The following is a 21,299-nucleotide window of genomic DNA, read 5'->3' as shown; positions in this document are numbered from 1 at the left end:
CACTGGCATCGACGCTTTATAAGGGAACTATTCTACCGAAAAACTAACCTTCGTTATAGATTTCCAAGTTTTCTATTTCATTTTGATCTCTGATCTTGTGTTCATCATCACGACGAAGATTTTCCAAATAATCTAGATAATCTTGGTCAATATCTTTCGTGATATAAACACCATCAAACACGGAACATTCAAACTGACTAATATCAGGGTTTTCTTCTTGTACGGCGGCAATTAAATCAGAGAGATCTTGGAAGATAAGGCCATCCGCACCAATTAATTTACGGATTTCATCCACTTCGCGTCCATGAGCAATAAGCTCATTGGCATTTGGCATGTCAATACCATACACATTAGGGAAGCGAACTTCCGGTGCTGCTGAAGCAAAATAAACTTTCTTCGCACCAGCTTCTCTTGCTAACTCGACGATTTGCTCTGACGTTGTGCCTCGAACAATGGAGTCATCAATCAATAAAACATTTTTATCGCGAAACTCTGCACGATTTGCATTCAATTTACGTCTTACTGATTTACGACGTTCTTGCTGACCGGGCATAATAAAAGTACGCCCCACATAGCGATTTTTTACAAAACCTTGGCGATACGGTTTATTAAGAATATGAGCGATTTCTAATGCGATATCACAAGAGGTTTCAGGAATAGGGATCACCACATCAATCTGTAAATCTTCCCACTCTTTCGCAATTTTAGCGCCTAATTTTTGCCCCATACGCAAACGCGCATTGTAAACCGAAATTTTATCTATAAAGGAATCTGGGCGAGCAAAATAAACGTATTCAAATAGACATGGCATTAATTGTGGATTTTCAGCACATTGGCGGGTAAAGAGTTGGCCTTGTTCTGTGATATAAACCGCTTCTCCTGGTGCAACATCACGCAAAAATTCAAAACCCAAAGTATCAAGAGCAACGCTTTCAGATGCGACCATATATTCATGGCTACCATCTTCTAATGTACGTTTACCTAACACTAAAGGACGAATACCAAAAGGATCACGAAAAGCTAATAAACCGTGACCAATGATCAACGCAACACAAGCATAAGCACCACGTAATTTTTTATGCATTGCCGCGACGGCAGCAAAGATATTATCAGGCTCTAGAGGGAAATGGTCAAAACGGTCTAATTCATATGCCAATACATTGAGCAGGATTTCTGAATCAGAGGTGGTATTGATATGGCGACGCGCTGTTTCAAATAATTGGCGACGTAATAAATGCGCATTGGTTAAATTACCATTATGTGCCAACGTAATACCAAAAGGTGAATTCACATAAAAAGGTTGCGCTTCTGATGCACTAGAACTACCCGCTGTTGGATAACGGACATGCCCTATCCCGATAGTACCTTTTAAACGCAACATATGACGGGTTTCAAACACATCTTTAACCAGTCCGTTAGCCTTGCGAAGACGGAAACCGTTGTTACCGTCTATCGTTGCAATGCCAGCTGCATCTTGACCTCGGTGTTGTAACACCGTTAACGCATCATAAATTGATTGGTTTACTGGATTCGCTCCAGCGATACCGACAATACCGCACATGAATAGATCCTCATCAGCCAGACGGAGAGGTTATATTCTCTCCGACACGAAACTTGACGCATTTTGCAGGTAGTCAAAGAACCACCTAATAATATGGTTGAATTGAGGAATAAGTTCAGAACGTTGCCAATCAGCGCTATCTGCCATAGGCGTAAATGCCCCTAGAACAAACAATAATGCCGACACGATCAGCACACCTCTTAATGCTCCGAAACAGACCCCCAAAACTCGATCTGTACCTGATAACCCTGTGCGTTGAACAAGAGAGCTAATCACATAATTAACAACGGCACCGACAATCAGTGTCGCAATAAACAAAGTGACTATTGCTATCCCGTTACGAACCAGCTCATCTTCAAACCGAGTAAAATAGACGGCAAGATAAGGATAAAACTGACTAGCAACAAAAAAACCACAACCCCAGGTGATGAGTGACAGTGCTTCACGAACAAAGCCACGGATCAGGCTGACTAATGCGGAAAAACCAATAATGGCAATGATGGCGTAATCTATCCAGACCATAAATTCTTTATCCAATAACGATGCTCCGCATTAATACGGAAGCATTCTAACAGAAAACGAAAACGTTTGCGTAATGCTAATTTTCGCTAATTTCAAAATAATTTACGGCGATATGAAAAATCATAATCGCCGCAATCAGTTAACGCTTTGTTACATCACTCATCAGATGACACGTTTAGAAAAATTAAGGCTTATATGCCCTTACCTCACCTTGCAAGCCTGTAAGCTCTTTTAAATGCGGTAAAATGTCCTGTAATTCAGACTTAGAAGCACTTGGCCCAATGTAAATTCGAGTCATTTGTCCCGCAACAGGACGCGCAGGAACGGTATATACTGGATAACCTGAGAAATGCATTTTCGCAATAATTTCTTCTACCTTCGCCGCATTTTTCAATGCACCCAGTTGAACAACCCACGCTTCGCCTTTTGGTGGTTTCGTTTCTTGTACTGGAGGTACTGATGGTTGTACAGGTGGCGTGACCACTGGTGGCACAGGTTTGGGTTGTTCTGGTGGTGTAGGTGTCGGTTGTTCTAATGGTGTAACAGGAACAACGTTTGGCGATTGTGGTGGTGTTGCCGTAGGTTGTTCAACACCGGTTACTGCTTCAGAAAGCATAGCTTCAGAAGCACCTTCAGATGGCGTTGACGGTGTTGTCGTTTGCTCTATAGGTGCGATAGATTCAATTTCTTGCTCATCGCCTGGTTTGGGTACTAAAGGAATAGCGGCAAATTGGTCTTCGTTATATTTCTTATCGCCGTCAAGCAACGCAGGTAAAAAAATAACCCCGACAGCCACTAATACCACGGCTCCGACTAAACGATTTTGAAATTTACTCGCCACCCATACTCTCCTTTTCCAAAAGTTCCATCACATGCGCGACTGTATGAAATGAGCCACAAACCACGATGATATCATCAGGATTAGCATCAGACATAGCTTGTTTCCATGCCGTCTCTACACTCTCAAATACCGATGGATTTTCAAGATGCTGAGCAAGCACGTGCGCTGAGGCGCCACGAAATTCATTAAGTGGAGCAACATACCAACTATCAGCCAATGGTATTAAGCACGCTAATGTTCCCGCAATATCTTTATCACCTAGCATACCAACAACAATGCGCACTTGGGTATCAGACTGACGCGGTAATTGTGATAATTTTTCAGCTAAATATCCCGCCGCATGAGGATTATGCGCCACATCAAAGATAACCAGAGGGTGTTGTGAAATGATCTGAAAGCGCCCCGGTAATTGCGCACGAGACATGCCTTCAATAATACTTTGATGTGTAATTGCTTGACTAACTTTATCATCAGATTTGAGCAAGCAACGAATAACACCCATGGCAGTAGCTGCATTAGCTAAGGGAATATTAGGGATTGGCAACGCATCAAATTCACAATCAGCACAATGCCAATGCCAATGATCACCTTCAATAACAAAAGACCAATCAACCCCACGACGAAAAAGTTTAGCCTGTTTTTCATTTGCCACAAGCGCTATAGAATGAGGCATATCAGGCTCACCCACAACAGCATAGTGATCAGTGCGGAAGATACCCGCTTTCTCATGACCAATATGTTCTCTATCGGCCCCTAACCAATCCGTATGATCAAGCGCAATACTCGTGATAGTGGCAACATCAGCATCAACGATATTGGTGGCATCTAATCGTCCCCCTAATCCTACTTCAAGGATCACAACATCAAGTTGTGCTTGCTGAAATAGTTTCAGTGCTGCAAGCGTGCCATATTCAAAAAAAGTAAGCGAGATATCGCCTCTAGCTTGTTCAATTTCCGCAAAAACTTCACAAAAAGCGTTTTCAGAGAGTTCATTGCCTTGAATGCGGACACGCTCAGTGTAACGAACAAGATGAGGGGAGCTATAAACGCCGACTTTCAATCCTGATGCCATCAAGATTGACTCTAGCATATGACAGGTTGTGCCTTTTCCATTTGTACCTGAAACAGTAATGACTTTAGGCGCAGGACGTAACACATTTAATAATTTTCCTACCTTACCCACACGTTCTAACCCCATATCAATGGCGCTTGAATGCAAATGTTCAAGATAAGAAAGCCACACCGACAGAGGCGATGTGGCTTTAGGAGCGGTTATGATATTAGACATCTTCTTTTTTGTTCGTTTCGATGTTAATTTCTGGCTCGTTATCAGTAGATTCGATTTCATCAGCAATCATTTCTTCGCTAATGATTTCATCTTCATCTTCGACTAAATCATATTGAGTCAGCTTAGCCAGTAATTCAGCCAGCTCATCACGCATTTCTGGACGACGTACAATCATATCAATCGCCCCTTTTTCTAACAAAAACTCACTGCGCTGAAAACCTGCTGGCAGTTTTTCACGAACAGTTTGCTCAATAACGCGAGGACCCGCAAAACCAATCAGTGCTTTAGGCTCCGCAACGTTAATATCACCTAGCATGGCTAAACTTGCAGAAACTCCCCCCATTGTAGGGTCAGTCATGACTGAAATGTAAGGCAAACCACGCTCTTGCATTTTTGCTAATGCTGCACTGGTTTTCGCCATTTGCATTAATGACATCAGCGCTTCTTGCATACGAGCACCGCCACTTGCAGAAAAACAAACCAGAGGACAATTATCTTCTAACGCTTGTTCAACCGCACGGACAAAACGTGCTCCCACAACAGAAGCCATAGAACCGCCCATAAACGCGAACTCAAAAGAAGCTGCAACAACGGGCATCTTTTTCAATGTTCCTTTCATGACGATTAATGCGTCTTTTTCTTGAGTTTGTTTTTGAGCAGCGCTAATTCTGTCTTTATATTTTTTGGAGTCGCGGAATTTCAGAATATCTTTAGGTTCTAATTCACTACCTAATTCTATCGTACTTCCTGAATCAAGGAACGTCTCAAGGCGACGGCGCGCTGAAATGCGCATATGGTGATCACATTTAGGACAAACCTCTAAATTGCGCTCCAATTCTGCGCGATAGAGTACCTGTCCACAGCTATCACATTTAGTCCAAACCCCTTCTGGGATATTGGCTTTACGTGAACTTGTGATAGTGCTTTTATTTAGAATTTTTTCAATCCAGCTCATTAACGGACCTTTTCGTCTGAATCTGACCTTCGCCAGTAAAATTATTGTGAGCGTATCAACCACAATGCACTGGCTGTGTGGTTAGCAAAGTTTATGATGATACCGCTTACTGAATTTCAGCGCATCTCTTTATTATGGCTATTCTACGGCAAAAACCGATGATAACTGCTCAAACCTCTTTGTTATCACTTTCTTTCTTCGCTTTTGCGCTCGCTCTACGATGGCGCATGATCTCAATGACGCCCGGTAAAATAGAAATAACAATAATGGCAACAATTAGCAATTTTAAGTTCTTTTGAACTATATCTAAGTCACCAAAAAAGTAGCCAGCATAAGTAAATAGCAGTACCCATGCAATTGCCCCAGTTACATTATAAAAGGCAAAATGACGATATGACATTTTTCCCATTCCTGCAACGAATGGCGCAAAAGTTCGGATAATCGGCACAAATCTTGCCAAAATAATCGCTTTACCACCATGTTTTTCATAAAAAGCATGGGTTTTATCCAGATATTCACGGCGGAAAATACGTGAATTCGGTTTACTAAATAGCTTTTCGCCAAAAAGTCGTCCAATAGAATAATTTACTGCATCACCTAAAATCGCAGCACAAAGCAACAGTAAAACCATAATATGGACATTCACATCATTGGTATCTAAAGCAGCCAAAGCACCTGCAACAAACAGCAACGAATCACCAGGTAAAAATGGCGTTACCACCAGCCCCGTTTCACAAAAAACAATCAGAAACAAAATGGCATAGACCCACGTACCATATTGAGCAACAAGCTCTGCTAAATGTGCATCAATATGTAAAATGAAATCAATTAGAAATTTTATTAAATCAACAAATTGCGTTAATATTTCCATAAATCCTCAGAGTACTGGGTGTTTTTATGATTGAGATATCTCAATAGGGTTATCCGCTAAAAATAGTGGGCCCATTGCAGGTTTTGGTAATTCAAAATGTTCAGGATAATCTACGGACACCAAATACAAACCATTCGCTTTCGCTGTTGCCGCAGCTTTGGTTCTGTCTTTTAAGGCTAATAGTTCAGCCATCCAAGTAATATCCTGGTTGCCACACCCTATTTCTAAAAGGCTACCGACAATATTTCGCACCATATGGTGTACAAAAGCATTCGCTTTAATATCCACCACAACATAATCACCATATCGAGAAACGTTAACATGCATAACGTTACGCCATGGCGTTCGTGATTGACATTGAACGGCTCTAAAAGAGGTAAAGTCATTTTCACCCAATAAACATTGCGCGGCTTGATGCATACGTTCAGCATCTAAAGGGTAATGAAAATGTGTCACTCCAGATGACAAAATAGCAGGACGGTAACGATGATTAAAAATCACATAACGATAACGCCTTGCCGTTGCACTAAAACGCGCATGAAAATCATCAGACACCGTTTTTACCCAACGGACTGCAATATCCGCAGGTAAATGCGTATTAACGCCCATTGTCCATGCCGGATCTTTGCGGTGTGCCGTTGTTTCAAAATGAACAACTTGCCCTGTCGCATGTACACCAGCATCAGTTCTTCCTGCACAAAAAACCGATATAGGTTCATTAGCCACCTGTGAAAGCGCTTTTTCTAATCGTTCTTGTACACTACGTACTTCATTTTGGCGTTGCCAGCCATAATAGTGGCTACCATCATATTCAACGCCTAACGCGATTTTGATTGTTGTGCTTCCAGAAAGAACCGTTGACTCAGTCAAGGATTGTTCTGCAACTTCAGCACTCACTGACGCATTCATTAGTAAAACTGCTCCTGCATTAATTGTTCTGCTACTTCAACAGCCATTAATGCTCCACCAAAGCGTACATTATCTGCTACTGACCAAAATTGTAATGCTTCTGGCATACCATAATCATTGCGGAAGCAACCTAAATTTAGGTTCACATTCCCCGAAGCATCGGTGACTTGTGTTGGGAAATCATTTTCTTCACTAATGCTCAGATCTTCATTTTCTTGTAATGTTTCACGCGCTTCATCACTGCCCATTGGGCGTGATGTTTCTAATTGCACTGATTGTGCATTACCATAGAAAACAGGCGCCTGTAATGTTGTCACAGAAATTGGAAGGCCTTCGTCTTGTAAAATCTTACGAATTTGGTCAACCATACGACGCTCTTCTTGTACTGAACCTTCGTCATCAACCATGAGAGGTAAAATATTAAAAGCCAGTTGCTTATTAAAACGACCTAATTCAGGTGGGATCCCATTAAGCAAACGAGCACTTTGTCCAGCAAGTTCATCAACAGCTTGTTTTCCTAAACGGGAGACAGACATTAAATTAGTCACACTAAGACGTGTCAAACCAGCAGCTTCTGTTAATGGATTAATCGCTCGTAACAATTGGCTGACCATGCTATCTGCAATGGAGACAATATTACGGGTGCGATATTCTGCTAGCATTGCGCTGTTCACACCAGGAACAACCAACGGTACATCCCAATCCATTGCAAAAATGCCACTACAATCAATAATAATACAGCCTGCATCTGCGGCTTGTTGTGCATATTGCGCACTAATTTCAGTAGGAGCAGCAAAGAAAGCTAATTGAATATCTGCCCAATCGATATTGTGAATACCTTGAACAGCAACACTTTTGCTGTTTACACGCACAGATTTTCCAATGCTGTCTTCACTCGCAATTGCCGTCAGTTCGCCAATGGGAAATTCACGCTCTTGTAACAGCTCTAAAATTGCCTCACCAACAGCGCCTGTTGCACCCACAACAGCAATATTCCAACCTTCTCCCATAAGATATCCTCCAATACCGTAAAATTTTTAAAATAATGTTGTGCTTTATTTGTGTGTCGCACTAAAACCAATCGCATTTAATGTATTGGCTGTGGTTTGGTTATCACAAATCACATGCAGTGAAGACCATTCTCGGCGTACAGGATAAAGTTTGCGTAATTTATCAAACTCTCCTTTTACGCCTGCCACTTTTCGTAATGATGCATCATCACGACGCACATCATAAACAAGGTGGATGAGTTGTTTTAATAACGTTTGTGTTAGCTCACCTTGCACTGAAATGGTTGAGATAGTCGGCGCTGGCAACAAAGTTGATAATTCAACTTGTTGAGGCTGTCCAATAAAACCACAATAAGCTTCAAATACTTGTGTTGTACCACGTGCTTTACCCTCTAAGGTATAACCCGCAATATGTGGAGTGCCTATATCGACTTTATTTAATAATTCAATAGAAAGATCAGGCTCTGGCTCCCAGACATCTAAAACCACACGTAAGGATTTACCTTTGTCAAGAATTGATAATAATGCTTTATTATCAACCACTTCACCACGGCTTGCATTAATTAAAATACGCCCTTCTGGTAATTCTTTAAGGTTGCTCTCGTTAATTAAATGATAACTTTTGTATGGACCTGATTTATTAAGAGGTGTATGAAAAGTCAGAATATCTGCTTTTTCTAGTAGCGTTTCCAATGAATGGAATTCTTCATTATCACCATTATCTGCTCTAGGTGGATCGCAAAGTAACACAGCCACCCCCAATGCACGTAAGCGTGTTGCTAACCGCCCGCCTACATTTCCCACCCCCACAATACCAACGACTTTATCAGTTAATTGAAAGCCGTCTTGCTCTGCAAACATCATGAGTGCAGAAAAAACATACTCAACAACAGCAATAGCATTACAACCTGGCGCTGATGAAAAACCAATTTGTTGTTGCTCCAGCCATGCAATATCCACATGATCAAAACCTGCCGTTGCCGTTCCAACAAATTTCACTGGCTTGCCTGATAATAAGGACTCATTGACTTTAGTAATTGATCTCACCATTAAGGCATCAGAATCATTAAGTTCATCAATAGGTAAAGGACGACCAGAAACCGCTTTTACCTCACCTAATTGGCGGAAAAGCTGTTCCGCATAAGGCATGTTTTCATCAACCAGAATTTTCACTGTGTTATCTCACTGATTTGGTATTTATGTGTGTCAACAATCTATCGAAAAATAAAATTAAGCGGTCTATTTTGCCACTTATTAACAACAAAGCCTATTATTGACAGTAAAATCTGCCTAGATTTTAAGTAAATATATGAAAAGAAGATTTAACAACTAGGTAATCGACGAAAACGCTCTGGCGTCGTACCCGCAAATTGTTGAAACATTGCAATAAATGAAGACGAAGAGCTATAACCCACATCGAAGGCAATTTCATTCACACTTTTCCCTTGTTCTAATAAAGAAATCGCATGTAAAAAGCGCAAGCGCTTACGCCATTCGCTAAAAGACATACCTAATTCTTGCTGACAACGTCGGGATAGTGTTCTTTCTGAGGTATAACGTTTTTTAGCCCATTGCTCTAATGATGTATTATCAGCTGGATTTTGTTCTAAAATAGATAATATAGGCGCCAATAATTTATCTTTAGATGAAGGTAAATAAGTGTGATGGATCGGCGACACTTTAAGTTGATCAATTAACACTTGTGCTAATCGAAAATCTTCTTCTGTTTGGGGTTTACAGATACCGCGATAAAAAAAATCAGAAAATATAGTTGAAAAAATAGCACTTAATTGAATTAAACACGGTTTATCCAACAATCCTTCACACCAATTAGGTGCAATATCTAGGACTTTAAAAGAAAGTGTTTTTTTATTATAACTAGCATGCCCTACATTTTTAGGGATCCACACACTAAATTCAGGGGGTGCTAAGAATCGCTGTCCTCCCGCTTCTAAATCCATAACACCTGAAATCACATAAAGTAACTGACCAAAATCATGTTGATGATAAACAAACTCCGTTTCTGCTAATAATTGCTCATCACGAAATCGAACCGTATCTGGATCAGACAATAACCCTTGTATTTTTTGTTGTTCAATTGTCATCTTTATGTTGTTCTCATGTCATGTTGTCTTTATTGACCTATCTGTTGTCTGGTTTTCATTATATATATCTAATCAGACAGGCTTACAATAGCGATCTGGTTTAAAAATAGATATGAGAACAATGAAGAATGCAATTTTTCCGCTCTTAGCGGTACTGATCTGGTCCATTAATGCCGTCGTCAATAAAGCTGCTGCGTCTGTTATCGATCCTGCGGCTATCTCTTTTTATCGTTGGTTTCTCGCCTTTTTAATCATGACGCCTTTTTTGATCATGCCGGTTTGGCATCATCGTAAAATCGTCAAACAATACTGGTGGAAATTATTTATTCTTGGTGCATTAGGAATGGTGATGTACCAAAGTCTAGCTTATTATGCTGCACATTATGTTAGCGCCACATTTATGGGTATTTTAAATTCGCTGATCCCATTACTGACTGTAATTATCAGTATTTTTGTTTTACGAGTAGTGCCTACTGTTGGGATAGTGCTAGGTACAGTACTTTCAATTAGTGGTCTGGTCTGGCTAATTAGCCGTGGCGAACCCTCTCATCTACTCTCTCAAGGATTGGGCTATGGCGAGCTAATGATGTTTATTGCATCAGCATCATACGCACTCTATGGCGTTTTAACAAAACGATGGTCAATCACGCTACCTAATTGGCAATCACTTTATGTTCAAATTGGGTTTGGTGTTCTGTTATTATTACCAAACTTCTTTCTTACCGAAAGCGTAGCATTATCGAAAGATAATGTTGGGTTAGTCATTTTTGCAGGTATTGGCGCTTCTATTCTTGCACCTTATTTGTGGATCTTAGGTGTGATGAAATTAGGTGCGAATACAACCTCTATTTTTATGAACTTGATGCCATTATTTACCGCAATGATTGCCATCGCACTTCTTGGTGAAGAAATGCACAGCTATCATTTAGTCGGTGGTGGTATTGTGTTACTGGGTGTGCTTTTGGTTCAACAACTTAGAACACCGCTGAATTTCCGACGTCAATCTGCAACGAAAAAAGCAGATTGTCATCAGGAGATGTGAGTCAATGTCCAAAAGACGATAATAAAAAAATGCCGGCTAAACTTTTAGCCGGTCACATTCATGATATTAGATTTAATGAATAAAACTAACATAAGAAATCAAAGTATAAAATATAAAGTAATACAAGTATCCGTGACAAACATTACCAACTTTTATATTAAATAGCTCCTACTTATTTGTAATAAAATAATCCAGATCAATTTTTTACCGCTCTTTTTGTCCTATTGGCCCTTTCTATTAACCTAACTCTATATAAAACAAAACATTTAATGATTTTAGTTACAATTAAATTAAACGATTGAAATAAAACACACTTGAATTTACTTTATAATAAAAACAATTAGTTATAAAAAACCGTCTATTTTATTAGAATAATAAAATCAGTAACTATTAAGATAGGTATTTTAAAAAATTATTTATATAATCTTTTTTAAATATTTTTTATTCGAAAGATATCTTTATTAGAATAATAATTTATTTTATATATTGGATTTAAAATAAAAAGCAGTCTCCATTAAAATGAAGCCTGCCTTTTTTATATAAGAAAATAAGTATTAGTAACTAGTTTTTATATTTACTCATTACTAATGATGCATTCGTACCACCAAAACCAAAGCTATTTGACATAACTGTGTTTAACTTTTGTTCTGTTGGCTGAGTAATAATATTCATACCCAGTGCTTTATCGTCTAATTCTTCAATATTAATACTTGGTGCAATAAAACCGTGTTCTAGCATTAATAGACTATAAATTGCTTCATGTACACCAGCAGCACCTAATGAGTGACCAGTCATGGCCTTCGTTGCTGAAATGGCAGGAGTGTGTGTGCCAAATACTTCAGTGATAGCTTCAAGTTCTTTTAAATCACCCACTGGCGTTGAAGTACCATGTGTATTGATGTAATCAACTTTCTCAACATCTTGCATTGCCATTTGCATACAACGCACAGCCCCTTCACCGGAAGGTGCAACCATATCTGCACCATCAGAAGTGGCACCATAGCCCACAATTTCAGCATAAATATGTGCGCCACGCGCTAATGCATGTTCTAATTCTTCAACAACCACAATGCCACCACCACCAGCGATAACAAAACCATCACGGTTTTTATCGTAAGTACGGGAAGCTTTACTTGGTGTTTCGTTATATTTCGTTGAAAGTGCGCCCATTGCGTCAAATTCGCAGGTCATTTCCCAACTTAATTCTTCGCCACCACCAGCAAATACAACGTCTTGTTTGCCTAATTGGATAAGCTCAACAGCGTGGCCAATACAGTGTGCTGATGTAGAACAAGCAGAACTGATTGAGTAGTTAACGCCTTTAATTTTAAACGGTGTGGCTAAACACGCTGAAACACCTGATGCCATTGCTCGAGTTACCATATAAGGACCTACACCACGTAGACCTTTTGCTCTCATACCATCAGAACCTTGAACCTGATTACGTGGGGAACCACCACCAGATCCTACGACTAAACCAGAACGAATATTAGAAACTTGGTCTTCACTCAGACCTGAATCAGCTATCGCTTCTTGCATAGATAAATAGGCATAAACCGATGCGTCGCTCATAAAACGGCGGATTTTACGGTCAATAAGACCTTCAGTATCAAGCTTAACGTTGCCCCAAATGTGGCTACGAAGCCCCATCTCTTTAAATTCTTCTGAGAAAGTTATCCCGGAACGGCCTTCCTTTAAAGAATCCAGCACTTCTTTCTGGTTATTACCAATGCTCGAAACAATACCCAGACCCGTGATCACTGCGCGCTTCATTCATACCTCTTTACAATAATTGTTGTAGCTGCGGGATTTCTGAGTAGCACTTTAGCGTACAGTTGTACGCCGAACAAGTCCGATCAGGATCTTTTTTACAAAAATGCAGATAAGCTGATAAAACACTTTCCCCTTAAAGGCTGGCACAACCTTCCTAACAGCGCTAAGATATTAGATAATTTTTTACAGAAATACAGGCAGTTCCGTGAATAATAGCCCAATAAATACCGCATCTTTAAGTTGGAATGAACTTGGCACCCCTATCTCAGAACAATTTGGCGATATTTACTTTTCAAACCAAGATGGTCTAGAAGAAACGCGACACGTATTCTTACATGGAAATCACTTTCCATTACGTTTTGGTACACATGTACGCTCTGAATGTGTTATTGCAGAAACAGGGTTTGGTACTGGGCTTAATTTTTTAACCCTGTGGCAAGCATTTGAACAATTTAAGCAAACATCACCCAACGCGCGTTTAAAGCGTCTTCACTATGTCAGCTTTGAAAAATTCCCTCTCACAAAAAATGATTTACAATCCGCACATTGCAATTGGCCTGAACTTGAAAAATATTCAAAAGCACTTTGTGCTCAATGGCCGTTACCTCTCGCAGGCTGTCACCGCATTATTCTCGCAGATGGGGCAATTACACTAGACTTATGGTTCGGTGATATCAATACATTATTACCACAAACTCGCCAAGCACTGCACAATAAAGTAGATGCATGGTTTCTCGATGGCTTTGCCCCTTCTAAAAATCCACAAATGTGGAGTGAAACGCTCTTTCAATCCATGGCAGATTCAATGAGAGAAAATGGGACATTTTCGACATTTACTGCAGCTGGCATTGTAAAGAGAGGCTTGCAACGTGTTGGATTTGAAATAAAAAAGATCAAAGGATTTGGGCAAAAAAGAGAGATGCTGACAGGTGTATTCCCTCATTCTCCCTCTCCCGAATATCTACCTTATTATGCACGGCCTCATGCAACACAAGCACAAGATATCGCTATTATAGGCGGCGGTATTGCCAGTACCTTTATCGCACTTTCTTGCTTAAGAAGAGGCGCTAAAGTCACCTTATATTGTGAAGATAAACAGCCCGCAACAAATGCATCAGGTAATCGACAAGGGGTGTTATATCCTTTGTTAAATGGTAAGTCAGACGAAATAGAGCAATTTTTTACAACCGCATTCTTATTTGCTCGACGTACTTATGACAATCTACGTCAAGCTGGCATTATGTTTTCTCATCAATGGTCGGGTGTTGCTCAGCTTATTTATAATGATAGAGTGCGAAAAAAGGCAGAACGGATCATTAATCATTCTGTATCTTTTCACGAAATAGCTCGTTACTGTTCTCAAGATGAGATAAACACCCTGTGCGGATTAGATATTAATTACGAGGGGCTTTTTTATCCGCAAGCAGGTTGGCTTTCTCCCACTGAATTAACCACTCAAGCACTAAAATATGCTCAGCAATTAGGGTTAATACTGCAATTTAATCATCAAGTCACACAAATAAATGTACAAGGTGCATTTTGGTGCTTAGATATCGTTCATCAGAATGAAAATCAAGTCACACAAGTTCAATCACAACATGATTGCGTTATATTGGCGAATGGGCATCGAATTACTGACTTTTCTCAAAGTGCTAAGTTACCTATTAGCGCTGTCAGAGGCCAAGTTAGCCATATACCAACAACAAAGACATTATCAAAGCTAAAAACCGTACTTTGTTATGATGGCTATTTTACACCTGTTGATCATCAAGATAATTTGCATTGTGTTGGCGCAAGCTTTCGCCGAGATAGGTTAGACCTGACGGTTTCCAGTGAGGAGCAAGAAGACAATCAATACCATCTTACTCACTGTTTAGCCAAAACACCTTGGTGCTTTGATGTTGATTTTAGCCAAAACAATGCACGAGTAGGTATTCGTTGTACGATACGCGATCATCTGCCACTATTAGGTGAAGTTCCTGACTTTGAAAACTTGCTACTAGCGTACACTCATTTAGATAGGTTTAAGCGTAGAAGACAAATACCCGTTTTAGCGCCAGCTTATCATCAACTTTATATTCTCAGCGCATTAGGCTCTCGTGGATTATGTTCAGCACCGTTATCAGCCGAAATTCTCGCAAGCCAAATTTTTGATGAACCCTTTCCGGTTGAAGATAGTGTGTTGAATGCCTTACACCCTAATCGTTTTTGGGTAAGGCCATTACTACGTGGAAAAGCAATTGAAGTCAAAAAGTAGCATATCCAGTTGGCGTCTAAGCAACCATTCTAGGTTGCTTAGCTTACTTTTTTTAACGTTATTATTTTTAATGTTATAACCTAATAAATCTTACATTTCATTGCACAGCGAGTTTCTTTCACAAACCCCCCTTTATCGACTTCATGATCTAAAATTTCTTGCAAAGAGTGTGGAACTTCGTTCTCTGGTAAAATAGAAAAACCTAAGCGTTGATAATACGGTGCATTCCAAGGAACATGACGAAACGTTGTCAGTGTAACAGCATCAAATTTACGTGCTTTTGCTTCATCTTTTACTTTCTGAATAAGTAATTTACCAATTCCGTTATTTTGCCAATCTTGACTGACAGAAAGTTCATGAATAAATAAACTATCAGGCAATGTTTGCGTCATAATAAATCCCACAGGTTCATTGTCATGATTAACCGCGACCCAATGATCATGTTGGTTAATAAATTCTAGATGTGTTTCAACCCCTTGGACATCACTTTCACTGATCCACTTTAAGTCTTCTAATGTGCTAAAAAGTTGCCCTGCTGATTGCTCAATGACAGGTAATTTAATGGCATCATCAATTTGAGTTTGACGAAGTGTAATAGCGTTATTTTTTATTTTATTTTGTGTGATTGTCATATCTATTTCCAGTTCTGTACTTTAATACTTTGATAGTTAAACTTATTAAAAAGCCATCCTATTGGATGGCTTACATTAACATTAAATTGATAACTTCTTTTTCGGCTATTTTAATCTTTCGGTAAAATACCATAAGATTGAAACTTTCTACTCTCTTCAATAAAACGATTATAGTATTTATTGTCTTCCACTGAATCTTTCACAGCTCGGTTACTATTCGCACGTGAAACAGCAAGTGTCGCCTTATAAAGCTTATCTTTTAATATATTATGGATCTTTGGATCTTCACTTTTTTGAATTTGATTTAATAGTGATACAAGTTCTTCTGCTTCAGCTTGAATATCAGGATCAGTAAATTCTGCTGTCGGTAACATATAGTCTAAATTAAGATTAACAGAATCGTTATATTCATCTTCTTGTGTAAATGGTTCTAAATCTTTATTGTATTCTGCTGAAATATATTTAATAAATTCAGGTTTATCAAAGCATTTATTTTTTATGCCACCATCATTATTTTTGTTGCGAGTACGAATTTCATTAGGAAATGGCTCGCCTAAAGCATAAGTGCACTGAAAGTTATTACCATCAATTAACGTGGCATTAGTGCTACGTACGGGAAGTTCAAATTCGTAGCCATTGATAATCACAGGGTAATCAACAGGTTTAAATTGATCTGTTTTTCCCTTTACGGCATACACTTCAGAAAGGGTGTAATACATAAAATTATCAGGATTTAATATGCCACCATTATTATTGTCATAAACCATAAATTTGGCATCATTTCCGGCACTGTCTTTTAAATTATGCTCACCAGGTGATAGCGTTATGTAACCATTTTTACCTGGTTCAACCTGATATTCTTTACCATCAACACTAAAGCTGATCATTTTTTCGCTTGGGTTACTGTAATAAAATTTATTTTTTTTATTATCTAAATCAAGTTGATCACAAGCAGATAAAAATAAAACGGCACTCGTGAATAGGCCTATTTTAAAGAAATTTTTCATCGTATCGTTATCCTTATCATAAATATTCTATGCAAATCATTTGCATCCCGAGAAACATTCCTAAAAAACATTTAAAAGTAATTTTACAGAAATGGCAAGGTATTACAAAAGATAGCACTATTATGCTTAATCAATGAGAGATACATCGACTTTGAAAAATCAAATAAAAACAATTGATAAATAGTGAGGATTAATCTTTGTCTAAAAACTCACCTTTTTCAACATCAAATATCCTAAATATAACTTAAGAGTCATTATTTTAATGAAATATTAAAAAAGAAAAAACAACCGATTAGTACCGGTTGTTCTCTTAGATAGGCATATGCAATTTAATTAATTGAGTTAACTAAATCATGCCACGTCGATAATACTAATGCTTGATCTGGTGGTGACAGCTCGCCTGCTTTTATTGCCTTTTGAATGCTCTCTTCCACACGTGTTCTTAGTGCTTCTAATTGTGTGTTGTTTTCTTGCTCAAGCTCAGCAATAGCCAGTGTAATATGACCTTGCAAATATCCACCTGCAAATAATTCATCGTCAGTGGCATGTTCAACACGGCTATCAATTCTATCTAACAAGTACGTTTCATACTCAGAAAGCATTATTTATCCTCAATATATAATGTTGCTGTACTCGCCATCAGCACTGCATTATCAATACATAAAAACGTGTGATACAGCAACCTTACTACATCAGACTCCACCCTATCGGGTAAAACCTTCACAGTGGATAGGCGATAGTTATTCTCGCAATCCTTAATTAACTAAAGGGTTTTCCTGATAAGGAAACATCTCTTCCGTTAGCTCTGGGGTATTGTAAAACAAATGTAACGCATTAATAAATAGCTGAGCACGAAGTGGCGTGTTTTTATCACGTAAATAAGCAAGAACTTGTTCTCTGACCTTATTTCTAAACGCATAGCGGTCGGGCTCAAAGTTACCTTCTAAATTGTCACAACTGACATTGAAAGGATAACCAGCAGCTTGGCAAAATAACCAATCTAGCGCTTGAGGTTTAATTTCGACTTTCTCAAACTGCCCTTGTGTCGTTTCGTCCCGTCCATCGGGGCAATACCAGTAACCATAATCAACTTGTTGACGGCGAGCTTCACCCGCAATACACCAATGTGAAATTTCATGTAATGCACTTGCATAAAAGCCATGAGCAAAAATAATTTGGTGATAAGGTATTTCTTCATTTGCAGGTAAATAAATCGGCTCATCATCCCCTTTGACTAAACGGGTTTGAAAACTTTCGCTAAAACATTGATTAAAGATATCAATTAACTGTTGATAATGATGTGCTGACATTTAAAAAACCATCTATTCCTAATTAAAAAGTGCAGAGAACCAAAGTGCAATAGTATCGCCATGATTGTCATTAATGAGTTTGATACTCATCAAAAAGGAGATAATGACCAACATAGGTCTTATTAATTTTTGCCCTTTCGTTAAAACGAGACTTGCACCTAAGCGAGCACCAATAAATTGCCCACAAAGCATCACTAAACCAATAGTCCAAATAACTTGTCCACCAATAATAAAAAATAGTAGTGATCCAAAATTAGAAGTGAAGTCGAGTAATTTAGCGTGAGCTGTCGCTTTTGATAGGTTATACCCAAGTAACATAACATAACCTAAAGCGAAGAAAGAGCCTGTGCCCGGACCAAAAATGCCATCATAAAAACCCACACCTCCGCCTAATATTGCACCGAATGTATAGTAACCAATACGTTGCTTACTATCTTGAGCACCAATTGACGGAGTAAGAAGAAAATAGAGACCAATAGCAATAGTGAGAATGGGAAGTGCTTGTTTAAGGATGTCAGGATTAATAAATTGCACCAACATGGCACCAGAAACTGCACCAATAAATGTCATAAAAATCGCAAATCGTTGTGATTTTAAATCAATAACCCGACGGCGTATAAAATAGAGTGTTGCTGAAAATGAGCCACCAACAGATTGCAGTTTATTAGTTGCAAGCGCTTGTACTGGAGAAATACCAACTGAAAGTAAAGCAGGAATAGTAATTAATCCGCCTCCACCTGCTATGGAATCAATAAAACCCGCGATTAAAGCAACAAAGAAGAGAAGAAGGTAGATGCCATCTGAAAAGAGCCAATCCATTTATCTATCCGAGTTATCAGAAATGAAAGGACGTATTGCTGTTTCTTTCGTTTATTTATTTTGAAGAGAGTAACAGCAACACGATCTGAGCATAATAAAATTAGGCGCTCACACCTTTAAAGCTAACATCAAACTTACTACAGCTTATCAACCACGTTATTGATGTAGAATGATTACCATTGCATTAAGGGTGGTACAACATCACCACATTGACCACGCTGACGCAATGCATGATCGAGTAATACAATTGCCATCATCGCTTCTGCGATAGGAATGGCTCGGATACCGACACAAGGATCATGACGACCTTTGGTTATCATATCAACTTCTTCACCATCACGATTAATCGTTTTACCTGCAACAGTAATACTGGAGGTCGGTTTTAATGCGATATGCGCAACAATAGGCTGACCACTGCTAATGCCACCTAAAATTCCCCCCGCATGATTACTGGTAAATCCCTTTTTAGTGATTTCATCTCGGTTTTCTGTACCTTTTAATGTTACAACACCAAATCCATCACCAATTTCTATACCTTTGACAGCATTGATACTCATCAAAGCATGCGCTAAATCAGCATCTAATCGATCAAAGACAGGTTCACCAAATCCAGCAGGTACACCCTGTGCAACCACAGTGACTTTTGCACCAATAGAATTACCTTCTTTTTTAAGTGCACGCATGTATTCATCAAGCGCATCTAAACGTGAAGGATCAGGACAGAAAAATGGATTGCTTTCAACAATAGACCAATCAACAAGATCACATGTAATAGGTCCTAGCTGAGAAAGATATCCTCGAACTTCGATGCCTAATTTCTCTTTTAGATATTTTTTAGCAATCGCACCTGCGGCGACACGCATTGCCGTTTCACGAGCCGAAGAACGTCCACCACCACGATAATCACGCAAACCATATTTTTGTTCATAGGTATAATCAGCATGCCCTGGGCGGAAAACATCTTTAATTTCACTGTAATCTTGAGAACGTTGGTCGGTATTTTCAATCAACAAGCCGATACTTGTACCCGTTGTCACGCCATTAAATACACCCGATAAAATACGCACTTGATCAGGCTCACGACGTTGCGTGGTATAACGTGAAGTTCCAGGCCTACGTCTATCTAAATCAACTTGTAAATCAGCTTCTGTTAAAGACAATCCAGGAGGTACACCATCAACAATGCAACCTAATGCAACACCATGAGACTCACCGAAAGTCGTCACTCTGAATAATTGTCCGATACTGTTTCCTGCCATCCCTTTATTCCTATTTTTTTACTGTGTGATGTTATCAATATGTTATTTGTAATGAATAACAATCTACCGTCTCATTGCTGTTACATCAACGATTATCACTAGAAAAACAGTGTGAATGTTCAACAAGCTGTTCTCGAGTCAACATAAAGACTCCAATCCCACCATTGTCAAATTCAAGCCATGTAAACGGCACTTCTGGGAATTGTTCGACAAGATGAACCATGCTATTGCCCACTTCACACACAAGAATACCTTTTTCACTTAAATATTCAGGGGCTTTTAGTAAAATTTGACGTGTAATATCAAGGCCATCAATACCTGATGCCAACGCTAATTCTGGTTCAACTTGGTATTCATCTGGTAAATCGTCCATATCTTCAACATCAACATAAGGCGGATTTGTCACAATGATATCGTAAGGCGTTGGAACAATAGCGTTAAATAAATCAGATTGCATTGGGTAAACACGATGAGCTAAGCCGTGGTTTTCAATATTAAATTCTGCCACTTCCAGCGCATCTACAGAAATATCAACCGCATCCACTTCCGCATCTTCAAATTCATGAGCACATGCAATAGCGATACAACCACTTCCAGTACATAAATCAAGAATACGTGTTGGCTCTTGCTGAATTAAACCATCAAAATGGTTATTGATTAATTCACCAATTGGGGAACGAGGAATAAGCACTCGTTCATCAACATAAAATTCATGACCGCAGAACCAAGCACGATGAGTTAAATAGGGAACCGGGATCTTTTCCTCAATTCGACTTTCAATCAGTGTAATGATTTCCATTTTCTCAGAGGTTGTTAATTTGCTTGATAACAGCGCATCTGGAATATCTAAAGGAAGTGCAATAGTTGGTAATACAAGCTGTAATGCTTCATCCCATGCGTTATCTGTGCCATGACCATAATAAATGTCAGATGAATTAAACTGACTCATAGCCCAACGTAGCATATCTAGGATAGTGCTTAAATCAGCAACTGCTTCCTCTTTTAGTGTTATATCCAAAATGGTTGTCCTCTGAAGAAATAGAAAGTCTGTAGTTTGCCATGAAGATGGTGATAAATCAGCGGGGAAGCGTAAAAAAACATAACAACATTATTACCGCACTCTATACAAACACACCTA

20 protein-coding genes are annotated in these 21,299 nt (G+C 39.0%); 2 read left to right on the top strand and 18 right to left on the bottom strand.

Annotated features, from left to right (window positions below):
• Window positions 1–43: 43 nt before the first annotated feature.
• The 10 genes from purF to GWJ05_RS11665 form a co-directional block, all read right to left on the bottom strand.
• Window positions 44–1,561, bottom strand: a complete 1,518-nt coding sequence (purF, locus tag GWJ05_RS11710) for an amidophosphoribosyltransferase (RefSeq protein WP_036935533.1) — start codon at window positions 1,559–1,561, stop codon at window positions 44–46.
• A gap of 30 nt (window positions 1,562–1,591) precedes the next feature.
• A complete protein-coding gene (gene cvpA / locus GWJ05_RS11705; protein WP_023581692.1) occupies window positions 1,592–2,083 on the bottom strand; it encodes a colicin V production protein in 492 nt (163 codons plus the stop codon).
• 184 nt (window positions 2,084–2,267) lie between these two features.
• Window positions 2,268–2,924, bottom strand: coding sequence for a cell division protein DedD (gene dedD / locus GWJ05_RS11700; protein WP_036935531.1), 657 nt, complete (start codon window positions 2,922–2,924; stop codon window positions 2,268–2,270).
• On the bottom strand, window positions 2,914–4,212 hold the full coding sequence (gene folC, locus GWJ05_RS11695) for a bifunctional tetrahydrofolate synthase/dihydrofolate synthase (protein ID WP_036935529.1): 1,299 nt from the start codon (window positions 4,210–4,212) through the stop codon (window positions 2,914–2,916). The genes dedD and folC overlap by 11 nt, the downstream gene beginning before the upstream one ends.
• A complete protein-coding gene (accD, locus tag GWJ05_RS11690) occupies window positions 4,205–5,167 on the bottom strand; it encodes an acetyl-CoA carboxylase, carboxyltransferase subunit beta (protein ID WP_036935527.1) in 963 nt (320 codons plus the stop codon). The genes folC and accD overlap by 8 nt, the downstream gene beginning before the upstream one ends.
• Before the next feature lie 169 nt (window positions 5,168–5,336).
• Window positions 5,337–6,038: a DedA family protein gene (locus GWJ05_RS11685; protein ID WP_036935525.1), complete on the bottom strand. Its 702-nt coding sequence runs from the start codon at window positions 6,036–6,038 to the stop codon at window positions 5,337–5,339.
• A 24-nt stretch (window positions 6,039–6,062) separates the two neighbouring features.
• Entirely contained in the window at window positions 6,063–6,947 is an 885-nt protein-coding gene (truA, locus tag GWJ05_RS11680; RefSeq protein WP_036935523.1) for a tRNA pseudouridine(38-40) synthase TruA, read from the bottom strand.
• Window positions 6,947–7,957: an aspartate-semialdehyde dehydrogenase gene (locus GWJ05_RS11675; RefSeq protein ID WP_036935521.1), complete on the bottom strand. Its 1,011-nt coding sequence runs from the start codon at window positions 7,955–7,957 to the stop codon at window positions 6,947–6,949. The genes truA and GWJ05_RS11675 overlap by 1 nt, the downstream gene beginning before the upstream one ends.
• 45 nt (window positions 7,958–8,002) lie before the next feature.
• Entirely contained in the window at window positions 8,003–9,130 is a 1,128-nt protein-coding gene (gene pdxB, locus GWJ05_RS11670; RefSeq protein WP_036935519.1) for a 4-phosphoerythronate dehydrogenase PdxB, read from the bottom strand.
• 149 nt (window positions 9,131–9,279) lie between these two features.
• Window positions 9,280–10,062, bottom strand: a complete 783-nt coding sequence (locus GWJ05_RS11665; RefSeq protein WP_087802112.1) for an AraC family transcriptional regulator — start codon at window positions 10,060–10,062, stop codon at window positions 9,280–9,282.
• A 121-nt stretch (window positions 10,063–10,183) separates the two neighbouring features.
• Here GWJ05_RS11665 and GWJ05_RS11660 point away from each other — a divergent pair, with 121 nt between their 5' ends.
• The gene (locus tag GWJ05_RS11660; protein WP_036935517.1) at window positions 10,184–11,104 is read left to right on the top strand and encodes a DMT family transporter; all 921 of its coding nucleotides are present in this window, start codon (window positions 10,184–10,186) and stop codon (window positions 11,102–11,104) included.
• A gap of 561 nt (window positions 11,105–11,665) precedes the next feature.
• Here the strand turns inward: GWJ05_RS11660 and fabB are convergent.
• On the bottom strand, window positions 11,666–12,877 hold the full coding sequence (gene fabB / locus GWJ05_RS11655) for a beta-ketoacyl-ACP synthase I (RefSeq protein ID WP_036935515.1): 1,212 nt from the start codon (window positions 12,875–12,877) through the stop codon (window positions 11,666–11,668).
• 205 nt (window positions 12,878–13,082) lie between these two features.
• Here fabB and mnmC point away from each other — a divergent pair, with 205 nt between their 5' ends.
• The gene (mnmC, locus tag GWJ05_RS11650; RefSeq protein WP_036935513.1) at window positions 13,083–15,134 is read left to right on the top strand and encodes a bifunctional tRNA (5-methylaminomethyl-2-thiouridine)(34)-methyltransferase MnmD/FAD-dependent 5-carboxymethylaminomethyl-2-thiouridine(34) oxidoreductase MnmC; all 2,052 of its coding nucleotides are present in this window, start codon (window positions 13,083–13,085) and stop codon (window positions 15,132–15,134) included.
• A gap of 80 nt (window positions 15,135–15,214) precedes the next feature.
• On the opposite strand, the gene GWJ05_RS11645 is transcribed toward mnmC, so the two are convergent.
• From GWJ05_RS11645 to prmB, 7 genes are all read right to left on the bottom strand, one after another.
• A complete protein-coding gene (locus tag GWJ05_RS11645) occupies window positions 15,215–15,766 on the bottom strand; it encodes a GNAT family N-acetyltransferase (RefSeq protein WP_036935511.1) in 552 nt (183 codons plus the stop codon).
• A gap of 110 nt (window positions 15,767–15,876) precedes the next feature.
• The gene (locus tag GWJ05_RS11640; RefSeq protein WP_087802110.1) at window positions 15,877–16,773 is read right to left on the bottom strand and encodes a hypothetical protein; all 897 of its coding nucleotides are present in this window, start codon (window positions 16,771–16,773) and stop codon (window positions 15,877–15,879) included.
• A 329-nt stretch (window positions 16,774–17,102) separates the two neighbouring features.
• Window positions 17,103–17,375 carry a YfcL family protein gene (locus GWJ05_RS11635; protein WP_036935508.1) on the bottom strand — a complete coding sequence of 91 codons (273 nt, stop codon included), beginning with the start codon at window positions 17,373–17,375 and terminating at the stop codon, window positions 17,103–17,105.
• A gap of 153 nt (window positions 17,376–17,528) precedes the next feature.
• Window positions 17,529–18,083, bottom strand: a complete 555-nt coding sequence (locus GWJ05_RS11630; protein WP_036935505.1) for an elongation factor P hydroxylase — start codon at window positions 18,081–18,083, stop codon at window positions 17,529–17,531.
• Between the two features lie 18 nt (window positions 18,084–18,101).
• On the bottom strand, window positions 18,102–18,902 hold the full coding sequence (locus GWJ05_RS11625; RefSeq protein ID WP_161681418.1) for a sulfite exporter TauE/SafE family protein: 801 nt from the start codon (window positions 18,900–18,902) through the stop codon (window positions 18,102–18,104).
• Between the two features lie 173 nt (window positions 18,903–19,075).
• On the bottom strand, window positions 19,076–20,161 hold the full coding sequence (gene aroC / locus GWJ05_RS11620; RefSeq protein WP_036935501.1) for a chorismate synthase: 1,086 nt from the start codon (window positions 20,159–20,161) through the stop codon (window positions 19,076–19,078).
• 85 nt (window positions 20,162–20,246) lie between these two features.
• Window positions 20,247–21,179, bottom strand: a complete 933-nt coding sequence (gene prmB / locus GWJ05_RS11615; RefSeq protein WP_036935499.1) for a 50S ribosomal protein L3 N(5)-glutamine methyltransferase — start codon at window positions 21,177–21,179, stop codon at window positions 20,247–20,249.
• Between the last annotated feature and the right edge of the window lie 120 nt (window positions 21,180–21,299).

Origin of the sequence: Proteus sp. G2626 (assembly GCF_009915985.1) — a bacterium.
GTDB lineage: Bacteria > Pseudomonadota > Gammaproteobacteria > Enterobacterales > Enterobacteriaceae > Proteus > Proteus vulgaris.
The sequence above is the reverse complement of the archived record's forward strand: the minus strand, read 5'-3'. Positions and strand labels throughout refer to the sequence as shown.